Source organism: Vallitalea okinawensis (assembly GCF_002964605.1).
Lineage (GTDB): Bacteria > Bacillota > Clostridia > Lachnospirales > PQDH01 > Vallitalea_A > Vallitalea_A okinawensis.
Genome location: NZ_PQDH01000025.1, coordinates 1 through 16,426 on the forward strand (window position 1 = coordinate 1; position 16,426 = coordinate 16,426).

The 16,426-nt window shown below is 33.9% G+C and carries 13 protein-coding genes; 2 read left to right on the forward strand and 11 right to left on the reverse strand.

What is annotated here, in order from left to right; all coding sequences use genetic code 11:
- Positions 1–315: 315 nt before the first annotated feature.
- From C1Y58_RS24725 to C1Y58_RS24770, 10 genes are all read right to left on the reverse strand, one after another.
- Positions 316–645, reverse strand: a complete 330-nt coding sequence (locus C1Y58_RS24725; protein WP_105619845.1) for a nucleotide pyrophosphohydrolase — start codon at positions 643–645, stop codon at positions 316–318.
- 9 nt (positions 646–654) lie between these two features.
- Complete coding sequence (gene msrA, locus C1Y58_RS24730; RefSeq protein ID WP_105619846.1) at positions 655–1,131, reverse strand: peptide-methionine (S)-S-oxide reductase MsrA; 477 nt, start codon at positions 1,129–1,131, stop codon at positions 655–657.
- Positions 1,132–1,274: 143 nt separating this feature from the next.
- Positions 1,275–3,812: an ABC transporter permease gene (locus C1Y58_RS24735; protein ID WP_105619847.1), complete on the reverse strand. Its 2,538-nt coding sequence runs from the start codon at positions 3,810–3,812 to the stop codon at positions 1,275–1,277.
- A 14-nt stretch (positions 3,813–3,826) separates the two neighbouring features.
- A complete protein-coding gene (locus C1Y58_RS24740; RefSeq protein ID WP_105619848.1) occupies positions 3,827–4,492 on the reverse strand; it encodes an ABC transporter ATP-binding protein in 666 nt (221 codons plus the stop codon).
- Positions 4,493–4,603: 111 nt separating this feature from the next.
- Positions 4,604–5,512, reverse strand: coding sequence for a sensor histidine kinase (locus C1Y58_RS24745; protein WP_105619849.1), 909 nt, complete (start codon positions 5,510–5,512; stop codon positions 4,604–4,606).
- 1 nt (position 5,513) lies between these two features.
- On the reverse strand, positions 5,514–6,194 hold the full coding sequence (locus C1Y58_RS24750) for a response regulator transcription factor (protein ID WP_105619850.1): 681 nt from the start codon (positions 6,192–6,194) through the stop codon (positions 5,514–5,516).
- Positions 6,195–6,391: 197 nt separating this feature from the next.
- Positions 6,392–8,446 (reverse strand): beta-galactosidase, encoded by a 2,055-nt coding sequence (locus tag C1Y58_RS24755; RefSeq protein ID WP_105619851.1) that lies wholly within the window; start codon positions 8,444–8,446, stop codon positions 6,392–6,394.
- 177 nt (positions 8,447–8,623) lie between these two features.
- Positions 8,624–8,983, reverse strand: a complete 360-nt coding sequence (locus C1Y58_RS24760; protein ID WP_105619852.1) for a phage holin family protein — start codon at positions 8,981–8,983, stop codon at positions 8,624–8,626.
- Positions 8,984–9,055: 72 nt separating this feature from the next.
- On the reverse strand, positions 9,056–11,158 hold the full coding sequence (locus C1Y58_RS24765; RefSeq protein ID WP_105619853.1) for an amidohydrolase family protein: 2,103 nt from the start codon (positions 11,156–11,158) through the stop codon (positions 9,056–9,058).
- A gap of 90 nt (positions 11,159–11,248) precedes the next feature.
- On the reverse strand, positions 11,249–12,118 hold the full coding sequence (locus tag C1Y58_RS24770; RefSeq protein WP_105619854.1) for an AraC family transcriptional regulator: 870 nt from the start codon (positions 12,116–12,118) through the stop codon (positions 11,249–11,251).
- Between the two features lie 291 nt (positions 12,119–12,409).
- Here C1Y58_RS24770 and C1Y58_RS24775 point away from each other — a divergent pair, with 291 nt between their 5' ends.
- Together C1Y58_RS24775 and C1Y58_RS24780 are read left to right on the forward strand one after the other, a co-directional pair.
- Positions 12,410–12,895 carry a L,D-transpeptidase family protein gene (locus C1Y58_RS24775; protein WP_105619855.1) on the forward strand — a complete coding sequence of 162 codons (486 nt, stop codon included), beginning with the start codon at positions 12,410–12,412 and terminating at the stop codon, positions 12,893–12,895.
- A gap of 63 nt (positions 12,896–12,958) precedes the next feature.
- Positions 12,959–13,810 (forward strand): AraC family transcriptional regulator, encoded by an 852-nt coding sequence (locus C1Y58_RS24780; RefSeq protein WP_170311689.1) that lies wholly within the window; start codon positions 12,959–12,961, stop codon positions 13,808–13,810.
- A gap of 50 nt (positions 13,811–13,860) precedes the next feature.
- Here C1Y58_RS24780 and C1Y58_RS24785 read toward each other — a convergent pair whose 3' ends face one another.
- Positions 13,861–16,191: a glycoside hydrolase family 2 TIM barrel-domain containing protein gene (locus tag C1Y58_RS24785; protein ID WP_105619857.1), complete on the reverse strand. Its 2,331-nt coding sequence runs from the start codon at positions 16,189–16,191 to the stop codon at positions 13,861–13,863.
- Positions 16,192–16,426: the final 235 nt, after the last annotated feature.

Below are 16,426 nucleotides of genomic sequence, written 5' to 3' on the forward strand. Positions count from 1 at the left end.
CATCCTGAGCCAGGATCAAACTCTCATATTTAAATATAAGGTTTAAACCTGCCAGAAGTTCTGGCTTGTTTATATCCATTTGAATCAAAGGTCTTAAAGAAGTTCTTTAAGCTATTGATAGTTTTACATAATAGTACGTTATTGACTTTCCAAAGTTCATGTCGTTATCAGCGACGAAATATATCTTACCATTTTAAAAGATTAAAGTCAAGCACTTTTTCATATTTGTTTCCTAAGTAATTTCACCCATATATTTATAGTCCATAATTTCACCAAGATTAGGTTTACCAAAAACATATAAGGTATTAATTGTGTTTATAACTCTGTATATTTCTTATTTGAACCGTAGGCTTTTTCTACGGGATACTTCTTTGCATTTTGTTTCATCTTTAACCGAATAGCTTCTTTTAAGTCAATATTCAACTCTTCGCATAAGAGAATTAGATAAGTAGCAACATCTGCTATCTCATCCTTGATAGCCTCCGAATTGGCTTCAATAGATTCTTCTGAATTCTTCCATTGAAAGTTCTCTAAGAGTTCACTTGCTTCTATTGAAAGAGATATGGCTAGATCTTTTGGATTGTGATATTGTTTCCAATTTCGTTCATCACGAAATGCTTTCACTTCTTTAATAATATCTTCCATGTTGGCTCCTTACTTACTCAAGTCAATATGGCAGTAGCCACCAGGATTTTTATCCAGATACTTTTGATGATATTCTTCTGCATCATAAAACATCTCTACAGGTTGAATTTCTGTAACGATTGGTTTGTCATATTTTTTTTGCTCGTTCTCTTTGGATGCTTGAATAACATCTAGATCATTTATATCTATATAGTAGATACCCGTACGATATTGATGCCCCACATCAGGTCCCTGTTGATTTAACAGTGTTGGGTCAACGACAAACCAGAACTTCTCTAATAAATAATCTAACGTTACTTTACCTTCATCATATTTAATATATACAGCTTCTGCATGTCCTGTGTTACCTTTTTTAACCTCATCATAAGTTGGATCTTTAAGCTCGCCATTGGCATAACCCGCTTTTGTTTCAATAACGCCATCAATTTGGTTAAAATAAGCTTCTACACCCCAGAAACATCCACCAGCAAAAACGATTTCTTTCATTATTACTCACTCCTTTAACATCATCATTAGTTTCTATAACCTAATCTTATGATAACTTATATTAGAAGTCAATATACTATTAAAAGAAGAAAAACCTCCATGGACTCGTCGTAACTTACCATGAAGGTTTATGAACACGTGTATTATTCAATTTCTCTTAGCTGTTCAATAATACTTTGACCACCAGCACCATTATAGGACACAACCGGTATGAGTACTGATATTATCAATAAACAAGGTGCTGCAATCAACATAGGTAATAATGAAAAGTGATAATCAAAAAACCAAATTTGCCCAGCTAATACTTGAACAACTAAATAGGAGAATGCGTTCCCAACCGTTAATGTAATGCCTAGTGTTAAGAGCGCAACATATAACCCTTCAAAGATGAGCATTTTATAGAGTTGTTTTTTAGTCATCCCTATACTTTTGAGCATGGCAAATTCTCTTTTTCTTGTGATGATACTTGTGAGCATGGAATTAGTAAAGTTTAAGATACCAATAAATCCTACAATGAAACAGAGTACACCACCAACTATTAGATATGTTCTTTGCAATTGTTTAAAACTATCAATATACGTTTGTTTGGATTCATACTTCATCAAAGGTTCCACATTACTTGTATAGTCTTTTAGGAAATTCTCTATTACATCAATTTGATCATCCTTAACATTAAAAACATAATTAATGTACATAGGCTCTTTTATCTGATCTTTAAATTCAACTTCAGGTAGAAAACAGTCTAGTCCACCAATAGTAGAATATTGCACAGAGATATTATGGGGTATATTGACTAGCGCCATCACTTCATATGCTTTTTCAGATTCATCGTCAAATTTTATAATAATCTTATCACCAACATTATAGTAACTTTTTAAATCATTCTCTTGTCTTTGATTGGGTATACTGATTAGAATGTAATTTCCTGTAGCAAATTTTTCACTATCCAGTTCACCTTCTATAATATTTATTTTGTCTAGAAGAAATTCATTGAGTCCGTATACTTGTAAACTAATTCTCCCTGAATCTTTACACTCCATTAATGCAGTTTTTACTATGTTGCTCTCTTGTTCAAGTACTTCATATGGATAGATATCATCGAAGTTATTCATGCCCTTTTCACTTAATTCATGACTTATATATTGATAGTAAACACTTCCATTTTCCTCTATCCCATCAAAGTTATTAATCTGATCAATTAATTGTTGCGAAGGCATATCTTCCCTACTGCGAAAATCTGACGTAAAAAAATTAACATGACCGATAGTAAAATCACTTACTATGGTATCACTTAAATATTGGTCCATATCAAAACCCATTGTTATAGTATAAACTGCTGTAAGCAGCATAAGACTTAATGCTATCGAGGTAATAACCACAAGATTCTTCTTTCTATTCCTGAATAAATTTGACCAAGCCATTCTGTGTAGTCTTGCTCCGTTTAAAGATTTTTTTGATTTCTTTTTGTTTAATGATACTACACCTGTATAGCGTACTGCTTCAACTGGTGAGACTTTAGAGGCGATTTTGCTTGGTTTTCTTGAACTGATATATACGGTTATGAGAGAAAACAAAGTAGCACCTATGAAGATGGTAGGATTTGCTGAACTACCACTATAACTAATATTCGTTATTTTCATGATAACAGGCAAAAGTCCTATACCTAGTAAATAGCCTATTACAAGCCCCAATGGTATACCTATAATAGAAAGTAAATAAGCTTGCTTTCTAACCAATTTCTTAATTTGCTTTGAAGTCGTTCCGATAGTCTTTAACAGTCCGTAAAAACGAATATCTTTTGTTACTGAAATCTGAAAAATATTATAGATGATTAAGTACCCTGTAAAAACGATAAATAGGATTGCTCCTAGTATTACGATCACCATAAGTAGATCTAATTGAAAGTTAGAAGATAGGTATGCCCAGTTAACCCCATAGTCGATATCATGCAGCTGATAGTCACTACCTGTAATAACTCTTTGAATATCTTCCTCGATATTTGAACTACTTGAAAACATAATGTCTGCAAAGATTAGACCTGAATATAACCATTGCTCTTTCTGATACTTTTGATCCAGATGCGCCATATTCTTGTTTATAAATTCCTTTGAGACATATGCCATACTTGCCTTTGCAACGATATCACCTTCCCAGTACCCAGAAAGGACAAAATCACTGGTGAATTCCTCACCATTAATGGTATATTCTAAAGTTATTGGAACACCAATTTCATGAGGTACTCCCAGCATATCCAAAACGATAGTATCTGTCACTACTTCATTGATACCCTTTGGCATATTTCCTTTAGTTGGATAGCAAAACCCCCATTTTGCTGTATTTTCTGTAGCAAAACGAATTTCAGTAGCTCTCTTAGCTAACTGATCATTATCTGCTTGCCCTACCATAATGGAATAACCAATCTCCTTGATAAGTGGATTACCTTTTATATGATCAAACTCTTCATTTGTTAAATACTTTAATCCTGCATGAGCAGATGTTCCCACTTGCCTCATGGTTTCTTCTTCTATAGAATTCGCCATTCCACTTCCTAACGTAAAAAGAGAGGTGAAAAGTACAGTTGTAAGGGCTATTGCAATGATTGCAAAGGTATTTCTAAGTCGATTATTTTTTAAGCTCTTACGAGACAAATTATTGATGACTTTTATATTATTATTTCGCATCTTTACAACCTCCCCTATGCTACTATATTTCCATCTTCAATTCGAATAACCCTATCACAGAGTTGGGCCATTTCTGCATTGTGGGTAATCATAACAATTGTTTGATTAAATTTCTTACTGGAGACTTTTAAAAGCCCAACCACCTCCTGGCTGGTTTTACTGTCTAAGTTACCAGTTGGTTCATCGGCAAGAATAATAGCCGGTTTAGTAGCTAAAGCCCTTGCGATTGCAACTCGCTGTTGTTGACCACCTGATAAATTATTGGGAAGATTGCTGATTTTATCTTGCAACCCAAGAGTATGAATGATTTTATTAACGTAATCTTGATCAACTACATTACCATCTAATTCTACCGGTATAATAATGTTTTCGTAGACATTTAAAATAGGTACTAGATTATAGTTTTGAAAAACAAATCCGATATTTCTTCTTCGAAATACAGTGAGTTCATCATCATTCATTTTAAATATTTCTTTATCCCTAACAATAACTTCTCCACTTGTGGCTCTATCAAGCCCTCCTAACATATGAAGTAATGTAGATTTGCCTGAGCCTGATGTTCCTACGATTGCAACAAATTCACCTTTATTAATCTCTATATTAACCCCATCGAGAGCTTTTACAATATTAGGACCTTCGCCATAGTATTTTTTTAAATGTTGACTTTTTAATATCTTCATTCTATTTCCTCCATCAATAAAATTGGATTATACTTTAGATAACGTTGTTAATCATCTATGTATAATCCAATTATAAAAGTCTAGTCTTACAACGATCTTACAAATTTATAATCAGTTATGACAGTTTTGTAAGAAAATCGAGAAAGTACTTCCCTTCCCTAACTCCGATTTAACAGTTATATAGCCACCTTCTTTGGATAAAATGAACTGTGATAGATAAAGTCCTATCCCCATTCCATTCTGCTCTGCTACATTTTCACCTCTATAAAACCGCTTGAAAATATTGTTATAATCCATCTTAGCTATTCCAACACCTTGGTCAGTGATCTGTATTTTAGTATATATTTCAAGTGATGTCATCTTAATCTTTATTTCTGAATACTCTGGCGAATACTTAATAGCATTTTCTAATACATTGGTTAACGCTTCACAAGTCCATTTTCTATTGTGATAAAGCTTTATATCCTTAAACTCTTGAACAATAATAGCTATCTTTTTAGTATTAGCTTGAGAGTAGACGGATGATACTGCTCGTGCAATAGTTTCTTTTATGTATATATCATCAGAAGTAAAATCAATAGCCCCTGTCTCTAGCCTTGACATTTTTAGCAGTGATTTCATCAACCAATCCATCTTTTCTGACTGTTCTTTTGTTCTCATTAAAAATTCTTGATGTTCTTCTTTACTTAGATTTCCTTCTAATAATATGTCGGTATACATGGCTATATTGGCTAGTGGTGTTTTTACTTGATGTGCGATATCTCCAATTAACTCCTTGATGACCTCTTTTTCAATATTCGTTTGATTGACATCATCATCAATCATCTCTATGATACTTTTTGCCTGATGAGCTAATTTAGATTGTCTCGTATCTTTAGTACTTGGGATTTCAATGTCATCTTTTTTTGATACTATTTGTTCTAAAATACCACTAATCATATCAAACATTTTCGCAATATACCTTCTTGTTAAATAGACCATTACCAAACATATGATTAAGGCTATCATAATGCTATACATATTATTCCTCACTCCACATATAACCCATTCCGTGTACTGTCTTTATACATTGTGGCTCAGATGGATCATCTTCAATCTTTTTACGAAGTCTTCTTATATTAACTGGTAATGTATTTTCATCAACAAAATTTCCCTTATCATCCCATAAACTACTGAGGATCTGTTCTTTAAGCAATACTTGTCCCTTGTTCTCAATAAAGTATTTCAATAACTTAAATTCAGTAGAACTGATCGTTATTTCTTCATTATTTTTATAGACTTTTAAGTTATCAAGATTAACGACAATATTTCTAGATCTTATCTGATTAGAATTTAAATGATTGTTATTGCGCCTAAAAATAGAATTAACTCTAGCCATTAAAATTGAGATTGAAAAAGGCTTAGTTATATAGTCATCTGCTCCAGCATCCAATCCTTGTATTTCATCAATCTCAAGATCCCGTGCCGTTAACATAATAATGGGTACTACAGATTCTTTCCTAATTTCTCTACAAAAATCAATCCCACTTCCATCAGGCAGATTTAAATCCAAGACTATCATATCTATATCCAGTTGCTTTAATAAAACACTTGCTGCTTTTAGATTAAAAGCTGTATGTACTTCATAGCCTGACTTCTCGAAACTATAGGACACGCCTCTGTTAAGCCCTTCGTCATCTTCAACTATTAATATTTTCTTCATCTTAGTGATCCTTTCACTCTCTTTAAACACATTTTAAATGTTATTAAAATTATGTATATTTCACTGTATTTTCAAGATATCACAATAATGTTATAAATACAAGCAGTAATGGAGTATGAAAAGTAGATAGACTACGCCTTTACTATAAGAAAAAAACTGCTGTTAGATTGATTTAACAGCAGTTTCTTTTTAATTATCTACTTTTTTAGTATTTTTAATCCATAAGCTTCTAATGCAATTGGACCTGTAATACTTTTTTCATTCAACATATCAATATAAGTTATATCACCTAAATCAATTTTCTTTTCTTCGAATGTAAAATTCATTATAAAGATATAATCTTTGGTGCCGTCTGTTCTCTTTTGAACCGTTACGCCCTCGGGTAATTGAGTATCCAAAATTGGTTTTATTCCTAGTTGATTAATCAAGCTCTTATAGAAATCTTCCTGGAATTCATTATTGTTTCTAAAAGCAATATAATAAGCATTTCCTTTACCATATCTATTGACTGTAAAAGCTGGTTGCCCCTTATAAAAATCTGATTCATACGCTCCAAGAACTTCTGCTGATTCAACATGAATCAGATCACATAATTGATCAATCTTATATCTCCCCTTCACCCCTATTTTATTTTCTTTATCTATTACTGCATAGTTACTTTCAAAATCATAGAGTGAATCAATTTCTTCTGCCCATATGCCTAATACTTGACGCAATGGACCAGGGAACCCGCCTAAGAAACAAAGATCATTTTCATTAACTATTCCTGACCAATAAGTCGTAACAAAAGTACCACCCTGTTCAACAAATTTTTCTATCTTCTCTGCTACACCTTCTCTTACCATATATAACATTGGTGCAATAACCAGTTTGTACCTAGATAAATCACAATCCATGTTAATAACATCAACAGGTATACCTTTATTCCAGAAAGGTCTGTAATGGCGTTTACATGTTTTTTCATAATCCCTTCCTTCCTTGCGTACCCCTTCCATGTCATTAATAGCCCAGTTGTTTTCCCAATCATAAATGATAGCAACTTCAGGTTCCACGGTTGTACCTATAACTTGTTCCAATTTGCTCAATGCATTTCCAACCTCAGTAACATCCCTAAATACCCTCGTATTTTCATGCCCACAATGATCCACTACGGCACCATGTAATTTTTCGGAAGCCCCTCTACTTTTACGCCATTGGAAATATTGGACTGTATCAGAACCATGGGCTACAGCTTGTATAGATGATAGCAAGTGCATACCTGGTCTTTTTAACTTACTAACCTGTTGCCAGTTTGTCATACTTGGCGTACTTTCCATTAGCATGAAGGGTTTGCCACCTTTTAAGCTTCTATTGATATCGTGAACAAAAGAGATATTAGAAGCTAACTCCCAATCCTTTTCAGGACCATGCCACTGTGGATAGCTATCCCAAGAAATCATATCTAATTCTTTAGCAAACTTCCAATAATCCAAGCCTTGATATGTTCCCATGAAATTGGTTGTTATAGGTATGTCAGGTGTAATTTCTTTTAAAGGTTTTATTTCATTTTTATAAAATTCAATAGTTTGATGGGTAACGAAACGTTTCCAATCCAAATTATGACCATGAACTTTATGCTCACCATGAGGTGCAGGTGATTCAACTTGAGACCAATCGGTGTACGTATGACTCCAAAATGTTGTCCACCATTGAAGGTTTAAGTGATCTAAGGTTTCATATTTATTTTGTACCCAATCTCTAAAAGCTTTCTGACAGTGATCACAATGACATTCTCCACAATACTCATTAGAAATATGCCATGCTAAAAGACCTGGGTGATCTTTATACCTTTCAGCTAATTTTCTATTAATCTGCTCAGTTTTCTCTCTATATACTGGCGAGGTATAGCAATGGTTATGTCTTATACCATGCAAATTTCTTACTCTATTAGCACCTACTCTTAATACTTCGTTATATTTTTGCGACATCCATGTTGGTCTTGCTCCTGATGGTGTAGCCAAAATAACATAAATACCATTATCGTATAAACGATCCATCACTTCATCTAACCACTTAAAATCATAATGTCCTTCTTCTGGTTCAAGGGCTGTCCATGCAAAAATCCCAATACTCATGACATTACATTTAGCTAATTTCATTAACCTAATGTCTTCATCCAATATTTTAGGGTCATGCCTCCACTGATCAGGATTATAATCCCCTCCATGATAAAAATGGGGAAATTTATTACTTATTGGTCCAAATTTTTTCATATCTTAATCCTCCACCTTTCTTACGACTACGTATAATCTTATTTTAAAAAGTTGGGGATCATATGTAAATCTAAATATATTCTGGACTATAACAATATTAAGATTAGAGAAAAGTAACTACCTTTCCAGCACTAAAAAAACTGCCTCTAGACATTGAAGTCTAAAGGCAGTTCTTTATTACATGACATCACCAGGCAATACCATGTCGATAATCCCGATGACTATTGCTCCAATTATAGCTCCCCAGATGGTGATTTCAAAGCCTGTAACAACGAATTGAGTTGCATAAAGTATAAACCCTGAAACAATGAACCCAACTACGCCTCTTCCAAATGGTGAAGCATCAATTCCTGTAAATCTTTGAATTAAGTAATCTAATGCTACAATAACGATGGCTGCTAGAATTAGAGCCCAAATACCTGATATACTGAACCCAGGTGTAAGAAAGGCTGCAATACAAACAACTATAGCTGTTAGAACTAAACGAGCCACTATATTCTTAACACTGACTTCTTTTCTTCCTTCAGTATTTGCCATAATAATTCCTCCTTTGCATCATATGCATTTATCCACCTATATAGTTGCCTACAATTCATTATTCTATACATTTTATTCTTTATAAATTATTATCCCGTCTTTAATAACCATCTTCACTTTTTCTAAATTCTCTATCTGATCAAGAGGATTTTCCTTCAAAATTAATATATCCGCAATCTTTCCTTCATCAATAGTACCCAACGTATCTTCTCTTCCACATACTATAGCAGAATTCTTTGTAGAAGCAACAATTATATCCATAGGTGTCATTCCTGAGTCTTGCATGGATAATAATTCATACATGGGCATACCAAGATCCATCTCTTTACCAAAGGGGTCCCCACCATAATCATTGCCAAGTGCTATTAGACCTCCAAGATTAAAATAGTTGTTTAAGTTAATTTTGGTCATCAGACTATTATACTGCAATACCTCTTGTGTAGGTATGAGATACATTTTATTGTCAATCATTTTATTAAAAATACTATCATCAACATTCGTCATCCAATTATGAGCTATATCATCTACCCCTGCATTGATAGCTGTTTCGATATTACTGCTGTTTGATACAGAGACATGAGCGGTTACTTTAATCCCCTTTGAGTGAGCTGTTTCTACTATTGCTTTCAACTCTTCTTGTGATAAGATAGGATACCATTCTCCAAAAGGTTCTCCTGTCTCAATCGCTACCTTTATCACATCTGCACCTCTATTGATGATATCCAGTGTTTTTTCTTTTGCATCTTCTACAGAAGTAATATGTAAAGCCCATGGTCCTTGGGGATAACCTCCTGGCACTGTAAACATTGGTCCAGCCATTATAACTCTCGCATAATCAGGACGAGAATTGATGTTATCTCTCATATCAAAGAGTGGTCTACTGATATCAGCTCCTATATCTCTTACAGTTGTGACACCACTATTTGCCCATTCCTTTAAGTTATAGGCATTAAATCCATAGTGGACATGAGTATTTATGAACCCTGGCAGTATATAGTTGCCTTTTAAATCGTAACTTTTATAATCATCAGGTATATATCTCTCTTTTTTTAATCCAACATATTCAATGAAGCCATTATTAACAAGAATTAATGTATCCTCTATAGGAGTACCTCCATTACCATCAATAAGCGTACCGTTTAGAAGTGCAATTTTTTCTTCAATCATTTCTATATGTTTATCATCTTCAGTTTTTGGCATAATGCTATTAATGCTATTTTCCCCTTTCTGACTTTTGAAGGTATATGTATAAAAGGGGATAATTGGATCAAAATTGATCTCATCCTCAGTACCACTCTCTATGTTTAACCAATAGAAGTTATGTTCAGGTTTATAAGCATAGTCATACACAATTTTATCAATAAGGATATCCTCTCCATCTTCAGACCAGTACTGAGGATAAATAGTTTCCCCCTTTAAATCTACACGATCCATCTTACTACTTTCAATATCTGTTAAATAAACGGACGTACTATAATGAGGTTCTTCTAATGCTATCGCTAAATCAAAACTATTTGGTGACCAAACGATTGATCTTACAGGTTTATCATCTGTAACAACCTTCGTAACGTCTCCTGATTTGATATCTAATATATATAATTGGTAAAGGGAATGCCATCCCTCATGATCTCGATTTGAAACAAAAGCTATTTTTTCTCCATCCGGTGACCACATGGGCATATAGTCATCTGCAGGATGAGATGATAGATTAATTATTTTACCTGTTTTTAATTCCAAACAATATATCTCTCTATCTACATCCCTAAAAGAGGATAAAAGAAGATATCTACCATCAGGCGACCAACCACAAACCTTATCAAGAGAGGTTGTACCCTTTACAGGGTGAAGCTCTTTACCATTATCATTCATTATGTATGATTGCCATTGACTATTAATACTCTTAGTATAAGCTATTCTTTTTCCATCTGGTGACCATGCCATACTTATATAATTTAGCTTTCCATTTGTCAAATTAATAATTTCATGAGTTTCTGAATCAAACCTATAGATATCACCTAATGAATTTTCATCTTCAATGAATATCATATCTATTGGACCTTCTTCAGTTTTATCATTTCCTCTTATAAAAGTAGATATACTTATCGACAAAACAACAACTATAAGAACTATCCCAACTGCAAAATATAGCTGTTTAATCTTTTTTATTTTAGTCATTTAATTTCCTCCCTAATAATAAATAGGTATATTATATATAATTATAGAAGATCCATTATCTCTTTGCTTTACATTTATTGCTTTTTTACTTTAGTCATCTTGTAAAGGAATCCAAATTTCAAAACTATTATCCTCTTTTAGATATTGAGTAAAATCAACTGCTTCTATCAAATCCATTTGATTGGATAACTTATACTTACTTTGTGGAAGCCAAACTCCATATACATAATCAAGTGCTTCATAGAACCTTCCTAGATCTGAGTTGAATTTAAATAGAAATGAAGCATATAAAGATGAGGGGACAGTGTAATATTCCATTCCCTCTGGAATAGACTTTATGTCTCTGACTTCAAATGATGCTATGTAATTAAAAAATTTTCCTAAACAACTATCAAATGAAACACCAAAACCTATTTCTCCGACTAATCCAGCTATCTCCTTACGTCGTTCTAAAAAGTTATACCAAAGATTTGGTACTGCTCTGGTATCTTTATTTTCATCAAATGAACAGGTTATTTTCATTCCTACAACTGAAAAACTACTTTTTCTAAATATTCTTGGTCCAAAAATACAACCTACTTTATTATTAATAAGCTTTCTATGGCTAACATCAACATGTTCAAAATGATCAATAGATACTTCTTTATTTCTATATTCTATTGGAGATAAATCATATAAACCTTTAAAGGCTCGAGTAAATGCTGTGTGGGAATTGTACCCTACATCCATAGCAATGTTAATGATACTCTCACAAGTATAATGAAGCTTTTGCGCTGCTATGGTCAAGCGTCTCTTACGAACATATTCCATTACCCCTATCCCTACCATAGCCTTAAACAAACGATGGAAATGAAATTTTGAACACAAGGATATTTCAGCAAGATTTTCTACTGTTATCTCTTGATCTAAATTCTCTTCTATGTAATCTAATGATTTTTGAATACACTCAATATAATTCATTTAATTCCCCCAAAAGATTATTAAATTAACTTCACATAAAAATGTTATCAACTCTGTGTTATTCTATATGTGCTTGTATTTAGATGAACGATTTGATTCAAGTAACTCTAGGATGATTATATTCATATAATTTAAAGAGGCTATTTCACTTTACAGAAAATCAGATTAATATTTGTTGAATCTCAAGTGCTTAGATAATAAGAGAACTTCATTCACTAAATTATATCAAAACTAGAGATTTATTGCCAATTCAATTTCTTATTTATATACTTTCTTTCAAGGGGGAATCATATGAACTATCATGTAAAAGATGGTGACACCTTATACAGTATCCACCTACAATCTGGTGTACCTATTCGTAGTATTGTTATTGCTAATAATATTGCAGATCCAAATAAGATCTATGTAGGACAAAAATTATTACTACCTGATGAGCATAATAATCCTTTTTCTGTAGAAGTCGATAGAAAAAACAGAATATTAAAATTACTCTTGAATGGTAATGTTATCGATACTTACAAGGTGGCAGTAGGAAAACCTAGTACTCCAACACCTCCAGGTCAATGGAAAATAATAAAAAAAGCGCTCTGGGGTGAACAGTTTGGCGGAACCTTCTTAAGGCTAAGTATTCCTTGGGGAATCTACGGTATACATGGGACTAATAAACCTTGGAGTATAGGTAAGAACGTAAGCAATGGTTGTATACGGATGTATTCTAATGAAGCAAGTGAGTTGCGTGAAATTCTACCTATTAATACACCTGTTCTCATCTATTGACACTTTACTAATACTATTCATTCCATTATACTAAAAGAAAAATGATAGATGGAGGCATCATTGATGCAAAAAACACTATTTAAATATAAGGAGAATGGCGTTTTCTTTGAATTTTCTCAAAGCCAGCGATTTAAAGAGGGGCGCATGAATAATCATCATTTTCATCCATTTTATGAAATTTATTATTTGCATAAGGGATCTTGTGATTATCTAATTGAAGGCAATCTTTATAGCTTGAATCCTGGGGATCTCGTTGTTATCAATAAATATGCTATTCATAAAACTCTCTACCCACGTTCTTCGGAAACAATAAGGTACTTGATTAATTTTGATGCTGGTATAATAGCGACACCATCGGAAGATGAAAAAGACTTGTTGATAGGACTTTTTCAAAATTCTACACCTGTTATACGTTTGAATGATCATCAAAAAAAATTATTTGAGAGCTACCTCTTTCAAATGATCGAGTACGCTCATCAGAAGGAATCTAGCTATGCTTTTAAAATAAATACTTTCTTTCGTTTAATGATTATTCTCTTGAAAGAAGCCTCTGATTCTGGAAATCTAAAACTACCTAAAGAGCCTACTGAAATTGAAGAAAAGGTATTAGATGTGGCTAATTTTATCTTGAAACACTATGATGAACCTATTACGCTTCCCTATTTAAGTGAATACTTTTACATAAGCCAGCATTACCTATCTCATAAATTTAAAGAGATCACTGGCTTTACCATATCCGATTATATACAAATGACGAGAACCAAAAAAGCTCAAGAGCTCATCTTAACAACAGATTTAAAAATAATTGACATCAGTGAGAAATGTGGTTTTGGTAGTGTATCTCAATTCAGAAGGGTTTTTTCTAAACATTCTGGTATGAGTCCAAGGGATTATCGTAAAATTGGTAACGTATAAAAGACCTGAATGGATATAATCATTCAGGTCTTCACTTTAACCTTCGTTGCTTATTGAGTTTTTATATCTAGCAAAGCAGATTTCACTGCAATCCTACTATATTTCTGTGGATACAAGAGCTCAGCTTTAATGCTTATTGTTCCAGGTTCTGTAGTTGATTGAACGATGACACCTGTCTGTCCTAATTCAGGTCGTTTAATAAAATCACCTATGATTTTTCCTGGACCATCTATTGTAAAAATGATATCATGAGCATCCAAGGTCAGGGGCGTGATTTGCCCATGGTCATCGTGAACATCACATCTAACAAAAAGTATGTCTGAACCATCAGCCTGCATATCGATTGTCATGTCATCTGGTTCTAGATGCAGTTGTCTTGGTACACCTGGTGTAAATCGTTTATCTACAGCAACGACTTCCCCATCAATAATCCCCTCTACTCTTATTTCTGATCGATCTCTACCATAATAGAACTGGTTCATAAATGTAGTCGGTGGATGCTTAATAGGTATATCATCCGGTTCTCTTTCTTCAATGAATACATCATTATGATAGAGACGAAGCTTCTCACAATTGCTAAACACAGTAATATCATCAGGACTTACATCGGACCAGTAATTAGCAATAAAGACTATAGGACCTGATTCAACATGAGGAATTATGTGATCTGGATCGCGTTGACTCTTAAAAAAGTAGAAGCTATACTTAGGGATTCGATGCAAATCTAAAAATCCTCCCCAACATGGATTGATGTGGTACCCTCTATTATGCTCCATACCTGGCCACATACCAAAACCGCAGAGAGTTTCATCGTTATACTTACTGGTATAATTACTCAGCCACTTTTGCTTATCCCAGATCATTCGCCGTACCTGCTTCAGCATAATATCTTCTCCCCAGCTTCTAGGGACACGCCATGCACAATTTTGATCTGTAAAATTATCAGGTGAATCACCGTATTCCCTTACCCAACGTGGTTTATCAAAACGCTTTTTCATGGCCATATAGGCTTCTGGATCGTAATCCTCAGATTTTGGACCTAACATGCCAGGATCAAACTCCCTGTATACTACGTCGCTAAAACCTTGATCAGATCCTGTATAACAAGGCCCTAGTGGTAATTCCTCATGGACAATCTCATGTACTCTTTGTTGGAAACTCTCTGGCATAACACTTTCGTTTAGAATTGGCTCCCAAAGAATGATAGAAGGATGATTACGCAACCAGCGAACAATATCTCTCAAATTTTTGTATACCCTCTCTACAAAGATACCTTCTTCATAATACTGCCATCCTGGTGAACTAATGATCAGCATGATACCTAAACGGTCACATTCATCAATAAAAGCTTTAGCGAAGGGGTAATGTGAACGTATATGCAACATACCTGCTTCTCGGTATTTCCTAGCATCTCTCTTTAGTAGACTATCGGGCATAGCATTACCTACGTGTATGTATGTTTGATGGTAGTTTGCACCAGATACCTTTAATTGCTTACCATTGATAAGGAATCCTTTGTCTCTAGTAAAAGCAAAATCTCTTATACCTAGTGGCGTTACTACCTGATCAATTACATTATCTTCTTGAATGATCTCTGTTCGTACTTGGTACATATACGGAGAATGAGGATGCCAAAGATGTGGATTGTTTACCTGACAGCTTTGGATTATATGCCTTTCATCTTGGGAGTCCAATTCATAACCCGTAATCACTTTAGCTACAGCACTTCCAGATTGGTCAATGACAGTCTGTTTGAGTTGATAAGATACAGACTGATCATATTCATTACGGATATGGCTTTGTATATGAACTGTAGCATTTGCTTCACTAATGTCTTCTGTTCGTACCCAAATACCTCCACCTGCTACCTGATCCTCCAAAAGGGGATGAGTGATGTAAATTCCGGGGGTTTGATAGAGTGTTACACCACGGTATAGACCACCTTCATAGGCAAAATCTAATCTTTCTTGAGGTTTCCCTGGAGGTACATCATTTCTATCAGAATTATCTAGTCTAACAGCTAATACATTGGAATCGGTATAGGAAATGTAGGATGTAATATCATATACTGCTGGTGTATAACCGCAATAATGACTTGGTAACTGATGGTCATTAATCCATACTTCAAGGACCTGCATAGCTCCTTCGAATTCTAGAATGACTTTTTCATTCTCCATGGAAGGTTCTAGGGTGAAATGTTTACGATAACGGCAAACCCCTTGGTAGTTACGACCTCCACTACTTATGATAGGAGCAATTTGTACACAATGAGGAAGATGTACTTCTTCCCAAAGGCTATCATCGTATTGAGGAAGGTGTGATGAAGTTTCATCACCTAATTTGAAACGCCATCCTTGATTAAAATGGGTTGTCTTTCTCATTTTTCTTACCACCTTTTGAATATTATGATGGGTTCATTATATAGAATAATCATGATTTTAAAAATGCATATAATCACTTTTTTGTGTACAAAATCACTTGGGAATGTGTTCGTTCATGAATATGTTCGTGGGGTCAAGCATAGAAGGAAGATGGAGTAATAATAGCACTTATGGCTAATAAGATAAGTACGAATGCTTCGGAATACTCGTTTGTGATGGTAAATTGACTATGATA